The sequence below is a fragment of the Variovorax gossypii genome (genome assembly GCF_003965815.1).
In the GTDB taxonomy this organism is placed as follows: Bacteria; Pseudomonadota; Gammaproteobacteria; order Burkholderiales; family Burkholderiaceae_C; genus Variovorax; species Variovorax gossypii.
Genome location: NZ_RXOE01000008.1, coordinates 33,614 through 53,555, shown reverse-complemented (window position 1 = coordinate 53,555; position 19,942 = coordinate 33,614). Strand labels below are relative to the sequence as shown.

At 69.0% G+C, this 19,942-nt stretch carries 16 protein-coding genes; 11 read left to right on the top strand and 5 right to left on the bottom strand.

The window, feature by feature from the left end; translation table 11 throughout:
- Nucleotides 1-157: 157 nt before the first annotated feature.
- Genes EJP69_RS23950 through EJP69_RS23940 form a run of 3 tightly spaced genes read right to left on the bottom strand, consistent with a single transcriptional unit; the run spans nucleotide 158 to nucleotide 3,066 of the window.
- Nucleotides 158-1,147 (bottom strand): PDR/VanB family oxidoreductase, encoded by a 990-nt coding sequence (locus EJP69_RS23950; RefSeq protein ID WP_126472754.1) that lies wholly within the window; start codon nucleotides 1,145-1,147, stop codon nucleotides 158-160.
- 39 nt (nucleotides 1,148-1,186) lie between these two features.
- Nucleotides 1,187-1,963, bottom strand: coding sequence for a GntR family transcriptional regulator (locus tag EJP69_RS23945; RefSeq protein ID WP_176947532.1), 777 nt, complete (start codon nucleotides 1,961-1,963; stop codon nucleotides 1,187-1,189).
- A complete protein-coding gene (locus tag EJP69_RS23940; RefSeq protein ID WP_126472753.1) occupies nucleotides 1,960-3,066 on the bottom strand; it encodes an aromatic ring-hydroxylating dioxygenase subunit alpha in 1,107 nt (368 codons plus the stop codon). Before EJP69_RS23940 ends, EJP69_RS23945 begins: the two co-directional genes overlap by 4 nt.
- 149 nt (nucleotides 3,067-3,215) lie before the next feature.
- On the opposite strand from EJP69_RS23940, the gene EJP69_RS23935 reads away from it, so the two are divergent.
- Genes EJP69_RS23935 through EJP69_RS23925 form a run of 3 tightly spaced genes read left to right on the top strand, consistent with a single transcriptional unit; the run spans nucleotide 3,216 to nucleotide 6,454 of the window.
- Nucleotides 3,216-4,337 carry a 5-methyltetrahydropteroyltriglutamate--homocysteine S-methyltransferase gene (locus tag EJP69_RS23935; RefSeq protein ID WP_093203469.1) on the top strand — a complete coding sequence of 374 codons (1,122 nt, stop codon included), beginning with the start codon at nucleotides 3,216-3,218 and terminating at the stop codon, nucleotides 4,335-4,337.
- A 28-nt stretch (nucleotides 4,338-4,365) separates the two neighbouring features.
- Nucleotides 4,366-5,031: a glutathione S-transferase family protein gene (locus EJP69_RS23930; protein ID WP_126472752.1), complete on the top strand. Its 666-nt coding sequence runs from the start codon at nucleotides 4,366-4,368 to the stop codon at nucleotides 5,029-5,031.
- Nucleotides 5,032-5,077: 46 nt separating this feature from the next.
- The gene (locus tag EJP69_RS23925; RefSeq protein WP_126472751.1) at nucleotides 5,078-6,454 is read left to right on the top strand and encodes a phospholipase D-like domain-containing protein; all 1,377 of its coding nucleotides are present in this window, start codon (nucleotides 5,078-5,080) and stop codon (nucleotides 6,452-6,454) included.
- Here EJP69_RS23925 and EJP69_RS23920 read toward each other — a convergent pair.
- Nucleotides 6,432-7,097 (bottom strand): TetR/AcrR family transcriptional regulator, encoded by a 666-nt coding sequence (locus EJP69_RS23920; RefSeq protein WP_093203472.1) that lies wholly within the window; start codon nucleotides 7,095-7,097, stop codon nucleotides 6,432-6,434. The genes EJP69_RS23925 and EJP69_RS23920 overlap by 23 nt on opposite strands.
- Before the next feature lie 100 nt (nucleotides 7,098-7,197).
- Between EJP69_RS23920 and EJP69_RS23915 the strand changes: the two genes are divergently transcribed.
- From EJP69_RS23915 to EJP69_RS23885, 7 genes are all read left to right on the top strand, one after another.
- Nucleotides 7,198-8,232 (top strand): HlyD family secretion protein, encoded by a 1,035-nt coding sequence (locus tag EJP69_RS23915; protein WP_126472750.1) that lies wholly within the window; start codon nucleotides 7,198-7,200, stop codon nucleotides 8,230-8,232.
- Nucleotides 8,232-10,016: an ATP-binding cassette domain-containing protein gene (locus EJP69_RS23910; protein WP_126472749.1), complete on the top strand. Its 1,785-nt coding sequence runs from the start codon at nucleotides 8,232-8,234 to the stop codon at nucleotides 10,014-10,016. The genes EJP69_RS23915 and EJP69_RS23910 overlap by 1 nt, the downstream gene beginning before the upstream one ends.
- The gene (locus tag EJP69_RS23905; protein ID WP_126472748.1) at nucleotides 10,013-11,149 is read left to right on the top strand and encodes an ABC transporter permease; all 1,137 of its coding nucleotides are present in this window, start codon (nucleotides 10,013-10,015) and stop codon (nucleotides 11,147-11,149) included. The genes EJP69_RS23910 and EJP69_RS23905 overlap by 4 nt, the downstream gene beginning before the upstream one ends.
- 10 nt (nucleotides 11,150-11,159) lie before the next feature.
- Nucleotides 11,160-12,287: an ABC transporter permease gene (locus EJP69_RS23900; RefSeq protein WP_126472747.1), complete on the top strand. Its 1,128-nt coding sequence runs from the start codon at nucleotides 11,160-11,162 to the stop codon at nucleotides 12,285-12,287.
- A gap of 15 nt (nucleotides 12,288-12,302) precedes the next feature.
- Complete coding sequence (locus EJP69_RS23895; RefSeq protein WP_126472746.1) at nucleotides 12,303-13,838, top strand: efflux transporter outer membrane subunit; 1,536 nt, start codon at nucleotides 12,303-12,305, stop codon at nucleotides 13,836-13,838.
- 307 nt (nucleotides 13,839-14,145) lie between these two features.
- Nucleotides 14,146-15,792 carry an Ig-like domain-containing protein gene (locus tag EJP69_RS23890; RefSeq protein ID WP_240652278.1) on the top strand — a complete coding sequence of 549 codons (1,647 nt, stop codon included), beginning with the start codon at nucleotides 14,146-14,148 and terminating at the stop codon, nucleotides 15,790-15,792.
- 226 nt (nucleotides 15,793-16,018) lie between these two features.
- Nucleotides 16,019-17,194, top strand: a complete 1,176-nt coding sequence (locus EJP69_RS23885) for an MFS transporter (RefSeq protein WP_206169379.1) — start codon at nucleotides 16,019-16,021, stop codon at nucleotides 17,192-17,194.
- A gap of 2 nt (nucleotides 17,195-17,196) precedes the next feature.
- Here EJP69_RS23885 and EJP69_RS23880 read toward each other — a convergent pair whose 3' ends face one another.
- Nucleotides 17,197-18,270, bottom strand: coding sequence for an ROK family protein (locus EJP69_RS23880; protein ID WP_126472744.1), 1,074 nt, complete (start codon nucleotides 18,268-18,270; stop codon nucleotides 17,197-17,199).
- A gap of 111 nt (nucleotides 18,271-18,381) precedes the next feature.
- Between EJP69_RS23880 and EJP69_RS23875 the strand changes: the two genes are divergently transcribed.
- Complete coding sequence (locus EJP69_RS23875) at nucleotides 18,382-19,935, top strand: ABC transporter permease/substrate-binding protein (protein ID WP_126472743.1); 1,554 nt, start codon at nucleotides 18,382-18,384, stop codon at nucleotides 19,933-19,935.
- Nucleotides 19,936-19,942 lie beyond the last annotated feature (7 nt).

Below are 19,942 nucleotides of genomic sequence, written 5' to 3'. Positions count from 1 at the left end.
TTTGAGGGGCGGAACGCGAACCGGGGCTATTTTGAACACTTTGCAACATCCGGCGGGGCAGGCAATCACCTAGCCGGTCGCCGTCGCCGGCCTTTGTTGCGCGATTGACAAATTAACTGCGCGATCATCGCGCAGGGTGTATTCCGAGACGAACGGATCAGCTGTCGGCGCGGTACGCGGAGTCGAGCGTGAGCGTACCCACGGCGCGTGACACGCAGGCGCAGATGCGCGTGACCGACTTCTTCTCGTGCTCGCTGAGGAACACGTCGCGATGGTCGATCTCGCCGTCGACGGAGATCACGTCCATGGCGCACAGGCCGCATTCGCCGCGCTTGCAGTCGGAAAGCGTCTGCACGCCCGCCGCGTCGAGCGCCTCGAGCAGCGTGCAGTCGGCCGGCACGGTGATGGCCAGGTCGTGCCGTGGAATCCGCACCTGGAAGGGCTGCGTGGCCAGGCGGCCGCTGCTGCCGAAGGTCTCGAAGCGCAGGTCCTCGATGGCACGCCCGGCAGCGTGCCACGCGCGCTTGACGGCTTCGAGCATCGGCACCGGGCCGCAGGTGTAGAGCTGGCCGCCTGGCGGCAGCGCGGCGATGGCGGCGGCGAAGTCGATGGGCGTCGCGCCTTCGTGGGCTTCGACACCGCTCTCGCCCAGCGCCTCGCGCAGGTGCGGCAGGTAGCCGAACTCGCCCGCATTGCGCGCGCCATAGAGCATCTTCACCGGCACGCCGGTGCGCTTCGCGTGCGCGCCCAGCCGCTGCGCCATCAGCACCAGCGGCGTGATGCCGATGCCGCCGGCCACCAGCAGGTAGCCCGGCGCGGAAAGGTCGAGCGGAAAGTGGTTCTGCGGCGCGCTCACCTGCAGGCGGTCGCCCACCGCGAGCCGCCACATCGCGAGCGAGCCGCCGCGGCCGTCGTCGAGCCGCTTGACGGCGATGCGCCAGCAACGGCTGTCGCCCTCGCCCACCAGCGAATAGGAACGGGTCTGCACCCTGCCCTGCGCCATCATCACCTGCACCTGCAGGTGGGCGCCGGGTTCATGGGCGGCGGCGAATCCGCTCTCGGGGCGCAGTTCGAATTCGCGCACGGTGGGCGTCACGTCGCGCAGCGCGACGACCTGCGCCTGCATCCATTGAAGATCGCTTTTCATCGGGGAACAACAGGAAGGAGAAATGGGAGAAAGATGGAATCAGCCGCGCCTGCGGATCAGCTGCACGCCCGGCAGCGGACGCTGTTCCGCCGTAGGCGTGCCATGCAGCGCCTCGCGCAGGTTGCGTCGCGCGATGCGGCTGTGCTCGCGCATCAGCGCCTCGGCGCGCGAGCCTTCGCCGGACTCGATGGCGTCGAGCACCTGCACGTGCTGGTCCTGCGCGACCACGAGCATGTCGCGCGCGGCCGGCGAGTTGGCCTGCACCACGACGAAGCCCGAGGGCGAGGCGAACGGCAGGTTGACCACGCGCTCCAGCTGCTGCGCGATGACGGGGCTGCCCGCCATCTCGCACAGCAGCGCATGGAAGCGCTCGTTGTGCGTCACGTAGCGCGAGAAGGCCGCGTCGTCGAGCGCGGGCTCGCGCAGCAGTTCATCGATGCGCTGCAGGCAGGCGCGCGCCTCGCGCAGCACCACCGGCGCCGCGCCGCGCTCGGCTGCGAGCCGGGCCACCAGGCCTTCGAGCGTGCCGCGCAGCTCGATGGCATCGGCCACGTCGCGCTCGGAGAAAGTGCGCACCGCATAGCCGCCGTTGGGCAGCGCCTCGAGCAGGCCTTCCTGTTCCAGCCGCATGAGCGCGGTGCGCACCGGCGTGCGCGACACGCCGAGCTGCTCGGAGATCGCCACCTCGGCAATGCGCGCACCGCCGGGCAGCTCGCCCGCGAGGATCATCTCGCGCAGCCGCAGCTGCGCCTTCACGGCCTGCGAACTGCCGCTGTCGCCCGGCTCGGCGGCGTTGGACACTGCCGCGACCTTCACGCAGCCTCCTTCTCGGCCGGACGGATCGGGATCGCCGCGCGCGCGGGCTTCTCCTTCTCGACCATGCGATCGATCAGCTTGCGCGCCCACATGGAGCCGGCGTCGATGTTGAGGTTGTAGAACTGGTGGTCGGGGTGCTCGTCGATGGCCTTCTGCTGCGCCTCGAGCACGAGCTCGTCCTCGCGGAAGATGCCCGACACGCCCTCTCGCAGCTCGTGCGTGAGGCGCTGCTCGCCCAGACAGTAGTTGCGCGCGAAGGCCCAGAAGTAGAGACACGTCTTGTCGGTCTCGGGCGTGATTGTGTTGAGCACGTAGCCGTTCACGCCCTTGCTGCGGTCGCCGGGGTTGCCGTCCGCCGGCACCGCGCCGCTGCCGGCCTCGGCCACGCCGACGTCGATGTTCACTGTGCACGGACCTTCGAAGCGGATGATCTGCCAGCGGTCGACCTTGCCGGTGTAGCCACGCGCATGGCGGATCTGGCTGCCCCAGAACGGCGGCGGATCGATGTTCTCCATCCAGCGCGTGACGGTGGCCGAGCGGTCGCCGTGCGTGGCGACGAAGGGGGCCTCGGCGACTTCGCGGTTGCCGATGGATGAGCCGTGCACGAAGGTCTCGTGCGTCAGGTCCATGAGGTTGTCGACCACGAGGCGGTAGTCGCAGTTGACGCGGATCATCTTGCCGTCGCCGGCCCAGGCGGGGTCGTCGTTCCAGTGCATGTCGGGAATGAGCGCCGGGTCGGCCTTGGCCGGGTCGCCGGGCCAGATCCACACGAAGCGGTGCTTCTCCGCCACCGGAAAGCTGCGCACGCAGGCCGAGGGGTTCAGCGTTTCCTGGCTGGGCATGTGCGTACAGCGGCCCTGGCTGTTGTAGACGAGGCCGTGATAGCCGCAGACCAGTTCGTCGCCCTCCAGGCGGCCCAGCGACAGCGGCATCAGCCTGTGCCAGCAGGCGTCCTCGAGCACGGCGACCTGCCCGTCGGTACGGCGGAACAGCACCACTTTCTGGTTGCAGATGGTGCGAGGCAGCAGTGCATGGCGCACTTCGACGTCGTAGGCGGCTGCGTACCAAGCGTTCAGGGGAAAGGCGGTCGTGGGCGTTTTCATGAATACTCAATGTATACAGAAAACAGAGAATTTCCAGCCTTTCAGGACATTTCGAGGGTAAATACCGAGATATCTGTATACAGCAATCGCCTTTTCGAAGGCGATACGATGTTCTGCTCATTCCCCAAAGAATCCCGACGGAGTCATCCATGACACAGCACGCCGCCTTGCCTGCCCGCTACGACCACGTGGGCAGTTTCCTGCGCCCCAAGTACCTGCTCGAAGCCCGCGAGCAGAAGGCCAAGGGCGAGATCACGCCCGAGCAGCTTCGCCTCGTCGAGGACAAGGCGATCACCGAGATCGTCCGGTTCCAGGAAGACATCGGCCTGAAGAGCATCACCGACGGCGAGTTCCGCCGCACCTATTTCCACATCGACTTCCTCGACCAGCTCGGCGGCGTGAAGACCGACATTCCGGTCACCATCCGCAAGCCCGACGGCACCGAGGAATTGGCACCGCCCGCGATGCGCGTGATCGACAAGGTCCGCCACGTCAAGGACATCCAGCTCGCCGACTTCCAGTACCTCAAGAGCCAGGTTTCCGCAGGCCGCACGCCGAAGGTGACGATCCCCTCGCCGACCATGCTGCACTTCCGCGGCGGCCGCGCCGGCATCAGCAAGGACGCCTACCCCGAGCTCGACCCCACGTTCTACGACGACGTGGCCAAGGCGTACGGCGACGAGCTGCGCTCGCTGGCCGCCGCCGGCTGCACCTACGTGCAGATGGACGACACCAACCTCGCCTACCTGTGCGACGAGCACATGCGCGAAGCCGCCCGCAAGCGCGGCGACGATCCGAACGAACTGCCGCACCGCTACGCCGCCTTCATCAACAAGGTGGTGGCGCAGAAGCCGCCGGGCATGCTGCTGGCCATGCACCTGTGCCGCGGCAACTTCAAGAGCACGCACGCCGCCGCCGGCAACTACGAGCCGGTGGCCGAGGCGCTGCTCAAGGAGATGGACCTCGACGCCTACTTCATGGAATACGACGACGCCCGCTCGGGCGACTTCAAGCCGCTGCGCTACCTGCCCAAGGGCAAGACCGTGGTGCTCGGCCTCGTGACCACCAAGTTCGGCGAGATGGAAGACAAGGACGAACTCAAGCGCCGCATCGAGGACGCGAGCAAGTACGCCTCGCTCGACCAGCTCGCGCTGTCGCCGCAGTGCGGCTTCTCCAGCACCGTGCACGGCAACAACATCGCGGTGGAAGCGCAGCGCAACAAGCTGCGCCTGGTGGTCGAGACGGCGCAGGAGGTGTGGGGCTCGACCTGAGGCCCGGTTTCTGTTGAAGTCGGGGACCATGACGACTCACATCTACTCCGGTCCCCTCAGCATGTTCGGCGCCAAGGTCGAGATCGCGGCACGCGAGAAAGGCGTACCCTTCGAGCTGGTCATGGTGCCCTTCATCGAAGGCGACCACTACGAGCCCAAGCACCCCGAGGTGCTTCGGGTCAATCCCGTCAAGCAGCAGGTGCCGGTGCTGGTCGACGACGAGGTGTCGCTCTTCGACTCGACGCAGATCTTCGAGTACCTGGAAGACCGCTATCCAAGCCCCGCGCTGTGGCCCGATGGCATTGCCGAGCGGGCCCGCGCTCGGCAGCTGGAGCAGAAGTCGGACGAGGTTTTCTTCCCCAACGTCATCAAGCTCTTCGGCCTGCAGGAGGCCATGCAGAGCGCCCCGGCGATCGCGGCCTGCGCCGGCTGCGCGCGCTTCTACGAGGAGATGGAAGGCCTGCTCGCCACGCGCGAGTACCTGGCGGGCCCCTACTCCTTCGCCGACATCGCCTTCTACATGGCCTGCGTGTTCGCCGACCGCAAGGGCGCGGGCATGACCGACGCCACGCCTCGCCTGCTGGCCTGGCGCACGCGCGTGGGCGACCGGCCCGCGGTACGCGCGGTGGTCGATCCGATGATGCGGTTCCTCGCCTCGCAGGGGCGCGGCGTGCCAGCCTTCCTGCAGCGCTGAAGGGACACTGAAGGCACCGCCCTCAGCGCTGAGGCATCATCGATTCATGCCGACCAAAGAGTTCGACTGGCTGCCTTCACCCTCGCAGCACTTTCTCGTCGTCACCTTCGCACTGCTGGTCTACGTGCTGACCACGCGCGCGCGCCGCGAGCAGCGCGCCCCCACCACCGCCATCGCCTGGGTCATGGGACTGGTGCTGATGCCCTATTTCATCCTGCCGATGTACCTGCTGTTCGGCCAGCGCAAGCTGCGCCCGGCGGGTTCGCCCAGGCCGCCGCGCTCGGTGCCGCCGGGCCACTGGGCGGCCGACCTGATCGAGAGCTTCGGCCTCGCGCCGCCCGGGCGCAGCGCGATCCGCATGCATGCCGACGGCGAGGCCGCGCGAGAGGCGCTGTGGGAGGTGATCGACGGCGCGCGCGAACGCATCGACGTGTGCACCTTCATCATCGGCGACGATCCGCTCGGGCATGCGGTGCTCGACCGGCTGGCCCAGCGGGCGCGCGAGGGCATCAAGGTGCGGGTGCTGCTCGACGGCTTCGGCGCGTTGTCGCTACCGCGCCATCACTTCGACCGGCTGCGCGCGGCGGGCGGCGAGGTGGCCGTGTTCCGTCCCTTCTTCAGCCTGCGCCGCATCGGTCCGCGCAACCTGCGCAACCACCGCAAGTTCACCATCGCCGACGACCGCTGGCTGTGGTCGGGCGGGCGCAACCTCGCAGGCGAATACTTCACCGGCAACGACAAGCATCCCGAGGCCTGGCGCGATCTCTCGTTCGACCTGCGCGGCAGCGTGGCGGCCGCGGCGGCGCGCCAGTTCGACCACGACTGGGCCTCGGTGCGCAGCCGCAAGGCGCGCGCCATCACCGCTCCCGATGCCGCAGGCCCGGACACGGCCATGGCGCAGTTCCTGCCGAGCGGCCCCGACCAGACGGAGGACACGGCGCACGCGCTGCTGATCGACGCCTGCTTCCGTGCCGAGCACCGCATCCTGGCGATCACGCCCTACTTCGTGCCCGGCGACGGCCTGCGCGACGCACTGCGGCTGGCTGCGCGACGCGGTGTGCAGGTGACCATCGCGATGCCCGCGCAATCCAACCACCGGCTGGCCGACTTCGTGCGCGCACGCGCCATGCGCGACCTGGCGCGCGCAGGCGTGAGCTTTCGCATGCTGCCCTTCATGGCGCACGCCAAGGCAGTGGTGGTGGACGAGGAGCTCGCGATGTGCGGATCGATCAACCTCGACCTGCGCAGCCTGCTGCTGAACCACGAGGCTGCCGTGGTGTTCTACGGCCACGACCACATCGAGTGGCTGGCCGAGTGGATCGAGACCACCGCTTCGGCCGGCGAGCCTTATCGCGCGCGCAGGCCGGGGCTGGTGCGCGACGTGGCGGAAGGCCTGCTGCTCACCGTCGCTTTCCAGCTTTAGGCGGCGGCTCGGCGGCCTTTGCCACCGCGTCGAGCCCTGCAAGCACGTAGCGCACGACTTCGTCGGCCAGGGCCTGCGTGTCCTTCAGCGCCGGCAGCACCTTGCTGCTCAGATCCTTGGGCGCCACCGTCATCACCAGGCAAGGGAGCACCGTGAGCAGCAGGCTGCGCTGCACCGAGGGATGGTCGTCGGGCAGGCCCATGATCTCGCCGACGATGCCCCGCAGCAGCTTGGCCTTCGGCAGCACCGCGCGCTGGATCAGCGCCGGCATGGCCGGCGACGGCGACAGCGCCTCGCGCAGCACCACGCGAAAGCCCCAGGGTGCCTTCGGCTGCGCGCTCATCTCGACCATGTGCGTGAGAAAGGCGCGCAGCTTCTGGCGCGGATCGCTCGACTCCACCGACAGCGCCATCAGCTCGTCGAGGCTCACCAGTTGCCTGTGCGCATCGATCAGCACCGCCTCGTAGAGGCCGTCTCGGCCGCCGAAGTGGTAGTTGATGGCCGCCATGTTGGTGCCGGCACGGGTGCAGATTTCCTTGCTGGTGCTTTCCGCGAAGCCTTGCGCCGCGAACAGCTGTCCGGCGGTTTCGAGGATGTGCAGGCGCGTTGCGTTGCCGTCGGTGCGCGGAGTGCGGGTTGCCATGCCCCGAGGCTAACCCAAACAAAAAAATACTTCAAATTCAAATTTCAATTTGATAACATCGCGCCGACTCCCGGGCAGCAGCCCCGCCAGGAAACACGCCATGAACAGGAAACCCCTCATCGCCGTCGCCGTCGTGGCCATCGCCGCCGCGGCGGGCGGCTGGTGGTACGCGAACCGCTCCGCCACGCCCTCCGACCAGCTCGTGCTGTACGGCAACGTCGACCTGCGACAGGTCTCGCTGGCCTTCAACGCCAACGACCGCATCGCCGAGCTGACGGTGCGCGAGGGCGACCGCGTGCGCGCCGGGCAGGTGCTGGGCCGGCTCGACACCCGCTCGCTGGTGCTGCGCGTGGCGCAGTCGCAGGCGCGCATCGGCGTGCAGGAACAGGCCCTGCTGCGCCTGAAGACCGGCAGCCGTCCCGAGGAAGTGGCGCAGGCAGGCGCACAGGTGGCCGCCGCGCAGGCCGACGCCGAACTGGCGCAGCAGCAGCTCGCACGCCTGCAGGCCATCGGCACCACCACCGCCGGCCGGGCCGTGAGCCAGCAGGATCTCGACAGCGCGCAGGCCCGGCGCAAGGTGGCGCTGGCGCAGCTCGACAACGCACGCAAGGCGCAGCAGCTGGTGGTGGCCGGCCCGCGCAAGGAAGACATCGGACAGGCGCAGGCCCAGCTCGAATCGGCCCGCGCCGAACTCGCGCTCATGAACCACCAGTTGACCGAGGCCGAGCTCAAGGCGCCGATCGACGCCATCGTGCGCGCCCGCCTGCTCGAGCCCGGCGACATGGCCTCTCCGCAGCGCCCGGCCTTCACGCTCGCCATCACCGATCCCAAGTGGGTGCGGACCTACGTGGCTGAACCAGACCTCGGCCGCGTGCGCGCCGGGCAGGAAGCCCGCGTGAGCACCGACAGCCAGCCCGGCGAGACCATCGCGGGCAAGGTCGGCTACATCTCGTCGGTGGCCGAGTTCACGCCCAAGACCGTGCAGACCGAGGAGCTGCGCAGCAGCCTGGTCTACGAAGTCCGCGTGATGGTCGACGACCCGCAGGACCGGCTTCGCCTCGGCATGCCGGCCACCGTGCAGCTGTCGCCGCCGCCCTCTTCCGGTTCTTCCTCCACTGCCACCGGCAAGCCCTGATGACCACCACCGGGCCGGTCGTGGCCGGACGCTCGCTGCACAAGCGCTTCGTGCCGAAGCCGCCGGCCGCGGCCGTGCATGCGCTCGACGACGTGTCGCTCGAAATTCCCGCCGGCACGCTCACCGCGCTGGTCGGCCCCGACGGCGCCGGCAAGACCACGCTGCTGCGTCTGATGGCCGGCCTGATGCGCGCCGATTCGGGCGAACTGCGCGTGCTCGGCATCGACGTGTCGGCCGATCCGCAGGCGGTGCAGGACCGCATCAGCTACATGCCGCAGCGCTTCGGCCTCTACGACGACCTCAGCGTGCAGGAGAACCTCGACCTCTACGCCGACCTGCACGGCGTGCCCCGCGACAGGCGGCGCGAGCGCTACGCGCGGCTGATGGAGATGACCGACCTCGGCCGCTTCACCGACCGTCCGGCAGGCAAGCTCTCTGGCGGCATGAAGCAGAAGCTCGGGCTGGCCTGCACGCTGGTGCGTTCGCCCGACCTGCTGCTGCTCGACGAGCCGACCGTGGGCGTCGACCCGCTCTCGCGCCGCGAGCTGTGGGAGATCGTGCAGCAGCTGGTGGACGAGGAAAGGCTCTCCGTCATCGTCAGCACCGCCTACCTCGACGAGGCCGAGCGCTGCAGCCATGTGTTCGTGCTGCACGGCGGCAAGCTGCTGGCGCAGGGAGCGCCGGCCGAGCTGCGCGACCGGGCGGACGGTTTGTGCTTCGTAGCCACGCCGCCCGGCGACGAGCCGCCGCGGCTGCTGCAGGCCCGCCTGCTCGATGCGCGGCAGGAGATCGTCGATGCCGTGCCCCAGGGCGGCGAGGTGCGATTCATCCGTCGCGAGGCAACGGGCGAAGCGCGGCTCGACGAACTGCTGGAAGGCGCACACGCCGAGCCCGTCGCGCCGCGTCTCGAAGACGGCTTCATGACGCTGCTGCGCACCCAGGCCTCGCATGATGAAGACACCACACCGGCGGCCATGCCAGCCACGCCTCGACAAGACGCCGGCCAGCCCGGCGAAGTGGTCATAGAGGTGAAGGACCTCGTGCGCCGCTTCGGCGATTTCGTCGCGGTGGCCAGCACCAGCTTCTCGGTGCGTCGCGGCGAGATCTTCGGCCTGCTCGGCCCCAACGGCGCGGGCAAGACGACCACCTTCCGCATGCTGTGCGGCCTGCTGCCGGCCAGCGGCGGGCAACTGCGCGTGGCGGGCGTCGACCTGCGGCATGCCCGCGCGCAGGCGCGCCAGCGCATCGGCTACGTCTCGCAGAAGTTCGCGCTCTACGGAAACCTCACGGTGCGCGAGAACCTCTCGTTCTTCGGCGGCGCCTACGGCCTGCGCGGAGCGAAGCTGCGCGACCGCATGGACACGGTGCTGCGCCAGTTCGACTTGGCCCATTCGCTCGACTCGCCCAGCGGCCAGTTGCCCGGCGGCTACAAGCAGCGCCTGGCCATGGCCACGGGCCTGCTGCACGAACCCGAAATCCTGTTCCTCGACGAGCCCACCAGCGGTGCCGACCCGCTCGCGCGCCGCGAGTTCTGGCGGCGCATCACCGCGCTGGCCGAAGGCGGCACCACGGTCGTCATCACCACGCACTTCATGGAGGAGGCCGAGTACTGCGACCGCATCGTGATCCAGGACGCGGGCAAGGTGCTGGCCATCGGCACGCCGCAGGAGGTGCGCGCGCAGGCACTCGGCGACGACAGGGAAAAGCGCATCGACATGGAACAGGCCTTCATCGGCATCGTCGAGAAGGCGCGGCGCAAGGTCCGCGCAGAGGTACCGGCATGAGCGGCTTCTGGTCCCGCCTGCTCTCCCTCACGCGCAAGGAGTTCCGCCAGCTGCTGCGCGACCGCAGCAACCTGGCCATCGGCATCCTGCTGCCGATGGTGCTGATCCTGATCTTCGGCTACGGCATGTCGCTCGACGTGAAGAACGCGCCCGTGGCGGTGGTGATGGAAGACGCCTCACCCGCGGCGCACGAGGCCATCGCCGGGCTGGAGCTCTCGCCCACCATCGCGCCGGTGCTGCTGGGCTCGATGCACGACGCCGAGGAGCTCATGCGCGAGCGCAAGGTCGACGGCATCGTGCGCGTGCCCTCCGACTTCTCGCGCTCGCTCGCCGCGGGCAATGCGCGCGTGCAGCTCATCGTGCACGGCTCCGACGCGGGGCGCGCGAGCATCATCCAGGCCTACGTGACGGGCGCGCTCATGCAGTCGTCGGTGCGGCGGATCGACCGGGGCGGCAACAGCACCGGCGCCGACGCACCGCCCACCGGCAGCGTCACGGTCGAGCAGCGCATGTGGTTCAACGCGGCGAACACCAGCACCTGGTACCTGGTGCCGGGGCTCATCGTGCTCATCATGACGCTGGTGGGCGCCTTCCTCACCGCGCTGGTGATGGCGCGCGAGTGGGAGCGCGGCACGCTGGAGGCGCTCTTCGTCACGCCGGTGCGGCCGGTGGAAATCCTGCTGGCGAAGATCATTCCGTACTTCGCGGTCGGCATGCTCGGCCTCGCGCTGTGCCTGCTGTCGGCGCGCTACCTGTTCGCGGTGCCGATGTACGGCTCGCTCGTCGTGGTGGTGTTCGCCTCGATGCTCTACTTGATCGTGGCGGTGAGCCTGGGCCTGGTGATCTCCTCGGTCACGCGCAACCAGTTCCTCGCGAGCCAGGTGGCACTGATCGCGACCTTCATGCCCTCGATGATGCTGTCGGGCTTTCTCTTCGACCTGCGCAACGTGCCCACCGCCGTATGGGTGATCGGCCACGCGCTCCCGGCCACCTACTTCATGGACCTCATCAAGACGCTGTTCCTCGCGGGCGACGTCTGGCCGCTGGTGTGGCGCAACTGCGCGATCCTTCTCGCGTACGCCGTGGGCCTGCTGCTGGTGGCCCGCGCGGTGACGCGAAAGAGCCTCGACTGAAAGCACGGCCATGAACGCCCTCATCGACTTCTTCCTTCGCGTGGCCAACCTCTGCCGCAAGGAGCTGCTGACCATCCTCAAGGACCCGGCCACGCGCGCCATCCTGGTGGCGCCGGCGATCATGCAGAGTCTGGTCTTCGGCTACGGCGCCACCTACGACCTCAACGACGTGCCCTATGCGCTGCTCGACCAGAGCCGCAACGGCGCATCGTCGGAACTGATCGCACACCTCGACAGCACGGGCGTGTTCCATCGCGTCGCCACGCTGCGCTCGCAGGCCGACATCCGCGAAGTGATCGATACCGAGAAGGCGCTGCTCGTCATCCAGATTCCCGCGAACTTCGAGCAGCAGCTCAGCGCGGGGCAGACGGCGGCCATCCAGCTCATCCTGGATGCGCGCAACTCCAACACCGCGGGCTCGGCGGCGGGCTACGTGAGCGCGGTGGTCGAGCGCTACAACGCCGAGCTGCGCACACGCGCGGGCGCACCGCCGCCTTCGCTGACCGTCGAATCGCGCGCGTGGTTCAACCCGAACCTGGAGACGCGCTGGAACCTGCTGCCGGGCATGATCGCCGCGCTCAGCATGCTGCAAACGCTGCTGCTCACGGCGCTGTCGGTGGCACGCGAACGTGAACAGGGCACCTTCGACCAGCTGCTGGTGACGCCGATGTCGCCGCTCGAAATCATGATCGGCAAGGCGCTGCCGCCGGTGCTGGTGGGGCTGGTGCAGTCCTCGCTGATCCTGCTGGTGGCGCTCTTCTGGTTCCGCATTCCGATGGCGGGCTCGCTCGTCACGCTCTACACGGGGCTCTTGTTCTTCACGGTGGCGAGCGTGGGCATCGGCCTGTCGATCTCCGCCGTGTCGGCCAACATGCAGCAGGCCATGCTCTACGCCTTCGTGCTGCTGATGCCGCTGATGCTGCTGTCGGGCCTGACCACGCCGGTGCGCAACATGCCGCACGCGCTGCAGGTGGCGACGCTGGCCAATCCGCTGCGCTTCGCCATCGACCTGGTGCAGCGCGTGTACCTCGAAGGCGTCGGGCTGGCCACGGTCTGGCACAACCTGATTCCGCTGGCCGTCATCGCCGCCGTCACGCTGCCGCTGGCGGCGTGGCTGTTCCGCAATCGCCTTGTCTGAAAACGGGAGCACGCCATGTCCCATCCTCTTTCTTCCCTTGCCTGCGCCGCTGCATCGCTGTCGCTCGCCCTCGCTCTTGCCGGCTGCGCCGTGGGGCCCGATCACCAGTCGCCAAAGACCGATGCGCCCGCCGACTGGTCCGCATGGCATGGCGGCTCGCCCGCGCTGCTCGGCGCGGAACGGCAGAACGCCGCGGGCACCGGCATCGCATCGGGCGACTGGAAAGCCTTCGGCGATCCGGTGCTGGACCGCCTCGAAGCCATGGTGCTCGCCAGCAACCCCGATCTGCAGACGGCCGCGCTGCGCTTCGCGCAAAGCCGCGTGCAGCGCACCACCACCGCCGCGCAGCAGGGGCCGCAGCTGAACGCGAGCGCCGGCGTCACCCGGCAGCGCCAGAGCGAGACCGGCGCCGCTACGCGGATGATCGACGCGCTGGGCTCGTCGGTCTCCAACCGCGACCAGCTCATCCGCACGCTCAGTGAGCCCTACAACCTCTACCAGGCCGGCTTCGATGCCTCGTGGGAAATCGACCTGTGGGGCCGCGTGCGCCGCGCCATCGAGGCGGCCGATGCCGACGCAGGCGCCTCGGCCGCGCTGCTGCGGCAGGCCCGGCTCAGCGTGCAGGCCGAGCTGGCGCGCAACTACTTCGAGCTGCGCGGCACGCAGCGCGAACTGCGCATCGCGCGCGCCGACAACGCGGCGGCCGCCGAATCGCTCGAGCTGGTTCAGGCGCGCGCCGACGGCGGCCTCGTGACCGACCTGGACCCGGCGCGCCAGCGCGCGCTGCTCGCCGAACTGCGCGCACGCATTCCCGCGCTGCTGCAGCAAGAGGCCGACGCGATGAACCGCATCACGCTGCTGGCCGGCGCCGCGCCGGGCACGCTGAACGCCGAACTGGCCGACACCGCCGCCGGTGACGCACTCGATACCCCCACGCTGCCCGCGCTCGCGCTGGGCCAGCCGGGCGAACTCGCGCGCCGCCGCCCCGACATCGCGGCCGCCGAGGCGCAACTGCACGCGGCCACAGCCCGCGTCGGCGTGGCGGTGGCCGACCTCTATCCGCGCGTGACGCTGGGCGCCGGCTTCGGCTATGAATCGGTGGGCAGCGAGCGCTTCGGCGAATGGGGCAGCAGGCAATGGCACGTGGGGCCGTCGATCAGTCTGCCGATCTTCGACGGCGGCCGTCGCCGCGGCACCGTCGAGCTGCGCGAGCTGCAGCAGCAGGAAGCGGCCGTGGCGTTCCAGCAGACCGTGCTCAAGGCCTGGCACGAGATCGATTCGGCCCTCACCGCCTACGCCGCCGAGCGCCAGCGCCAAGCCGAGCTGGCCGAGCGCGAGCGTCGCAGCCGCGACGCGCTGGTGCTAGCGTCGGCGCGCTACAAGGGCGGGCTCACCGACTTCGGCGTGGAGCTCGACGCGCGCCGCACCCTGCTGCAGGCGAGGCGCGACCAGGCACAAAGCTCCAGCCGGCTGGCGGTGGGGCTGGTGGCGGTCTACAAGGCGCTGGGCGGCGAAGCTGTGGCGCCGGAAGCACAAATGCAACACAATTGAAACCAATTGAACATGCAGACTAAAATACCTACCGGTTTCGGGGATTGACAGGCTTGCCCAGCCACCGGTTCGCCATCGGAAGGGCTCGAACGGATCTCCCTGCACCCCCTGCGTAGCGGGGTAGCCCGCTTGGGCACGGCCTCCCGCGGGGCCGACCGAAGCGCCGTCCGTCCGAGTCCTGCGCCCCGGCCTCCGGGGAAAACCGATGCGAGCTTTCTTCTCGCTGCGCACCCTGGCCAATCTGGCGTTTGCTGCCATACCAACGGTATTCGCACTGTCTGGAATCGCGACGCCCGCCTTCGCCGCCATGGACGAGGTCGGCCGGGCCGCCCCCAGCACTCATCGCCTGAAGTTCATCGTCGACCCCGAGCTCGCCGCCGACATCGGCCCCGCCGAAGCCGGCCGCCGGCTCGCCCAGTACGTGGCCGACGTCAACACCGTGTTCACGCGCGAGACGGTGCGCAGCTTCGCCTTCGACCCCGCTGCCGACCTGCAGCTGCTCGCGCCCGCGAACGCGCCGCAGTGCAGCTACAACGGGCTGGTCAACGGCGAGGTGGTGGTGTGCGTCTCGAAGTCCATGCGCGGCTACAGCCACGGCGGGCTGTCGATGAGCTGGACCTTTCCGCAGAAGGGCGTGGCCTGGAACCTGAACTGGATCGCCATCCACGACCCGCTGCGCCTCTCGCGCGCGCCCACGCCGGGCGCGCCCGAATCCACCGAGAAGGACTACCTGGGCCGCCAGCTCAAGACGCTGATGCACGAGCTGGAGCATGTGTTCGGCGCCGGCGCGGGCGAGTACTACAACGGCATCGCCGTCGCCGACACCACCGGCGTCGCGCCCGTCACCGATCTCGCGCTGGCCAACGATGCCGACCGCTACTGGTGGACCCGCCAGCACTGGCGGCTCGACCCCCTTCTGGGCACCGTCTTCGAGCAGCGCCGCGATCCGGCGGCCAACCGCGTCGCCACGCTCGAGCTGATCCGCTTCACCGAAGGCACCAAGGCCAACATCAACACCGACTGGACCGACTGGCCCAAGCTCGGCAGCTCGAAGTTCATGGCCGGCACCAACGCCACCCAGGTGCGCGTGACCGATCGCGACACCGGCACCGCCCTGCCCGGCGCGCAGGTCTCGGTGTGGCGCAACCCGGGAGCCGGCAAGCCGCTGGTGATGCTGGTGACCGGCGTGGCCGACGCCTCCGGCCGTTTCGTGTTCGACTGGGACTGCGGCTTCAGCTGCTTCGCCACCGGCAAGACGACGCTGCTCGTCAAGGCCCGCGCCGCCAACCGCGCGCCCGGCGCGAGCTGGTTCACCATCTTCGATGCCTTCGAGCAGAAGGCGGTGCAGGGCCAGCAGATGTTCACCATCGACCTGGCGCTCGGCGGCGCCGACACCGCGCCGCCCACCGTGTCGGTGGCCGCGCCCTCCATGGCCACCGTCGGGCAGCTCACGGTCATCGCGCCGGCCGTGGTGGACAACGCGGGCGTGTGGGGCGTCAAGGTGCTGGGCAGGGACAGCATCCCGATCTGCACCTTCACCGCCCCGCCCTACACCTGCAGCTGGACGCCGAGCGCGCCGGGCGTGCAGACGATCCGCGTGGTCGCCGTCGACGCGGCGGGCAACTCGGCCGTGGCCTCGGCCAACGTGATCGTCAATCCGCCCTCGGACACGGTGCCGCCCACCGTGGCGCTCTCCGCGCCCGCGAGCGTCGCGACCGGCATTGCGGCAAGGCTCACCGCCACTGCTTCCGACAACGTGGCCGTGACCGAGCTGAAGTTCATCGTCGACGGCAAGACCGCGTGCACGCTGCGCGCCGCGCCGTACGTGTGCGCGTGGACGCCGAAGAGGCCCGGCGCCGTGAACATCGAGGCGCGTGTGGCCGATGCGGCGGGAAACGTTGCCTCCGTCTCCGCAAGCGTGCGCATCGAAGGATTGCGGGCCGAGGACCTGTAGCCGCGGCCGCTCGTCACCCACGCGCATCGCGCGGCTCCTCCCTGTTCGTGAAAGTTTCACACCTCCGCAAGCAAGGAGTGAAATCTTGCGGTTTATTCGGAGTAATGAGGCCACCAGAATCCGTCGCTTCACAAGCTTCGCAGAGGCAACCGGAATGAGCACCCAGCCCCTTACTCCTGCCGCCGAGGCCTCCACGAGCCCGACATCGGCCGGCGCTTCGCCCCGCGTGTTCTCGCTGTTCTGTCTCGGCGGCTACCTGCTATCGATGTCCTATGGCACGACCTTCCTGCTGGCCTTGCTGGTCGCCTCGCGCGGCGGCAACGAGGGCGATACCGGTCTGATCATCTCGACGGCCATCGTCAGCACGATCGTGGCGGTGATCCTGTCGGGCCATGCCAGCGACGCCGTGGGGGCACCGCGCGCGGTGGGTGTGTCCGGCCTGATCCTGTCCGCCAGTTGCCTGGGTTTTGCCCTCGTGCCGGGCGTGGGCCAGAGCATGCGGATCTGCGGTCTTCTGCTGGGCTGCGGCTGGGGGGCGTTCTACACGCTCGGGCCGATCATCGTGGCTGCCATCGTTGAACCGGCACGACGCATCCGGTACTTCGCGCTGCTGTCCGGCAGCATGATGAGCGGCATCGGCAGCGGGCCGATCCTGGGCCGGGGTGCGAAGCTTCTGGGCTGGCCGCTGGAAGCCACATATTGGCTTGCCGCGGCAACGAGCCTGTGCGGCGCATTGATCTTCTTCTTCCTGCACGAGCCGATCCGCCGCATCACGGCCACCCAGGGCGCGGCCAGGGCCACCCGGCTGTCCTGGGCAAGCCTCTTGCGGGTACTGCAGGCGAAGGCGGTCTTTCCAATCGCGATGGTGGGGCTCGGGGGCGCCATCTTCGGGGGCCTGTCGAGTTTTCAGACCGCCTACGCCGCAGCCAAGGGACTGGACTTCTCGATCTTCTTCATCGGCTTCATGGGTGCGGCCATCGGTTGCCGCATGCTGCTTTCAGGCATCGTCGTCCGCCAGAACCCCCACCTCGCAGCTGCCGTCCTCACCTTCCTTGTCGTCCTGTCGATCGCGATGTTCCGGTTTCTCGTGAGCGACTGGCCCAGCTATCTGCTCGCCTCGGTGACGCTGGGCGTGGGCTACGGCCTGACCTATTCGGTCATCAACGGACTGGCCGCCAACGAAGCGCCGCAGGGCGAGACGCCGCAGGCGCTGCTGCTGTTCAGCCTGTCCTACTTCATCGGCGTGTTCGGCTATCCCCTGCTCGCCGGCCACCTGATCGTGGCCCAGGGCATTCCGGCCCTGCTGTCGGCCACGATGCTCATTGCGCTCGGCAACTTCGCCATCGCGCTAGGCCGCCTGCTGCCACGGCTGCGGGCCATGGCAAGACAGACGACGGGCTGACATCAGTCCCTGTTGGTAAAGCTCGCGTTGCCGAGCCCGGTGCCGATGGTCAGCACGCCCCAGTGCCGCACGTCGCGCATGAAAGGCAACTCGCTCAGGCCCTGCACCACCGCGTCGTTGTGCATCAGCACCAGCGTCGGGCCGGAGCCCATCATCGGCATGCGGCGCCATAGCTGGCTCGGCAGGTGGAAGGCGTGGCCTTCCCAGTCGCCCGGCAGGTTCTGCGCTCCGCGGGCGATGGAGCCGTCGGGCCGGATCAGCCCCGGGCAGCCGATGCCGACGAAGGGCGCGAGCCGGATCTTCTTGCGCTCGCTGTAGCGCACCATCTCCTCGAGCATGCCGGCGATGTGGTCGACCATGCCGCCTCGGTTCGGGCCTTCGTCCGCGTGGCGCCACTTCTCGCGGCGCACCACCTTCGCCAGCGAGAAGTCGGGCGCCTTGCGGTGGCGCGTCTTCACGATGCCGCAGCGCACGTTGGTGCCGCCTATGTCCACGGCGAGGATCGCGTCGTGGCCCTTCAGCATGGCGGGCGGCACGAGGTGCGCCCAGCCGATCAGGCCGCCGTCGTCCACGTCGTGCGACAGACGGGCGATCTGCACGTGCAGGCCAAGCTCCTCGAGGATGGCGGCGGCCTGCAGGATGGCGCGCTCGCCCACGTCGCTCTCGGGAAAGCCGCCGCCGATCACGATGCGCTCGACCTTCTTCCACGAGGGCTGGCGCATGAAGCGCTGGATCACGGAGGCCAGTTCCTGCGCGAACTCCTCGATGGCCACATGCATCAGGTCGGTGGCTTCGGACGCCTTCTTCTCCTGCAGCACGCGGTCGAGCTCCTTCTTGGCGAGGTCGCGCGAATGCGATTTGCCCAGCGGATCCTTGCCCTTCCTGCGGCGGCGCTTGCGCCAGTGTTCGAGCAGTTCGCGAAATGCGGTCTGGCTGGCCTGGTCGCCGACGAAGCCGTCCTTGTCGCGCAACTGCAGGCTGTAGCCGTCGACCTGCAGGCCTGGCAGTTCGCGCAGGCCGTGGACGTCGGGGCCGGGAAGGTCGACTTCTTCTTTCGCGGGCTTGGTCTTCTTCATCGCACCCGACTGTGAGCCTCGCCGGCCGCCCGCCCCATCGGCTCGGCGCACCATGGCGTGTAGGAGATTGGCGGGTACGCCGAACGGGGCGTTGTCTATACACTGGCCCGGATGCACCTGCCCCGCAGCTTCCTGCGCGCCGCCCTGCTCTTCGCCCTCGCCTGGCTTGCCGTCTGCGGCATCGCGCGGGCGGCGGACGAGACGCTGCGCGTCGGCTCCAAGCGCTTCACCGAGTCGTACATCCTGGCCGAACTGCTGGCGCAGACGGCGGCACCGCACACGGCCACGCCGCCCGTCGTGCGGCAAGGGCTGGGCAACACGGCCATCGTGTACGAGGCGCTGCGCTCGGGCGCCATCGACCTGTACGCCGAATACACCGGCACCATCGCGCTCGAGATCCTCAAGGGCGCACCGGCCGACACGCGCGAAGCGATGAACGCCGCGCTCGCGCCGATGGGCCTGGGCGTGGCGATCCCGCTGGGCTTCAACGACGGCTATGCGCTCGCGGTGCGCGCCGCCGACGCCGAGCGGCTGGGCCTCCGAACGCTGAGCGACCTGGCGAAGCACCCCGAGCTGAAGTTCGGCCTGTCGAACGAATTCATCGGCCGCGCCGACGGCTGGAAGGGCCTGGCCGGACGCTACGGCTTCGCGCAGACGCCCACCGGCCTTGACCACGGGTTGGCCTACGACGCGGTGGCCGCGAAGCAGATCGACGTGATCGACATCTACACCACCGACGCCAAGATCGACCACCTCGGCCTGCGCGTGCTGGAGGACGACAGGAAGTACTTTCCGCGCTACGACGCCGTGGTGCTCTACAAGCTCGACCTGCCCGCCCGGCTGCCCAAGGCCTGGGCCGCGCTGAAGACGCTGGAAGGCAAGGTCGACGAGCACGCGATGATCGCGATGAATGCGCGCGCCGAGCTGCAGGGCGTGCCCTTCGATGCGATCGCGCGCGACTTCATTGCGAGCACCGGCAAGGGTGCAAGTGCACAGCCGCAGGAAGAACGCCGCGGCTTCACAGCCAAGCTGTTCGGGCCCGATCTGTGGAAGCTCGCGCGCCAGCACCTGCTGCTGGTGGCGCTGTCGGTGGGCATCGCCATCCTTGTCGGCGTGCCGATCGCAATCCTGGTGTTTCCCCATGTGCGCCTGCGCGCGGTGGTGCTGGGCTTCGCGAGCCTGCTGCAGACCGTGCCCTCGCTGGCGCTGCTGGCCGTGCTGATCTCGATGCTGGGCGCCATCGGCGCGCTGCCGGCGCTGATCGCGCTCACGCTCTATTCGCTGCTGCCGATCATGCGCAACACGGTGACGGGGCTGACCGAAGTGCCTAACGGCCTGCGCTTGGCGGGCACGGCACTTGGCATGACGCCGCCGCAGAGCCTCCGGCTGGTGCTGCTGCCGCTCGCGCTGCCCACGCTGCTGGCGGGCGTGCGCACGGCCACGGCGATCGCCATCGGCACGGCGACCATCGCGGCCTTCATCGGCGCGGGCGGATTCGGCGAGCGCATCGTGACGGGGCTGGCGCTCAACGACCGCGAGCTGCTGGTGGCGGGCGCGCTGCCGGCGGCCGCGCTGGCACTGCTGAGCGAAGGCGTGTTCGAGCTCGTCGAATACATCATGCGAAGACGCCGCCGCGCGCCGCCGTCTTCGCTTCCGCCCGCCTGAAGACCGA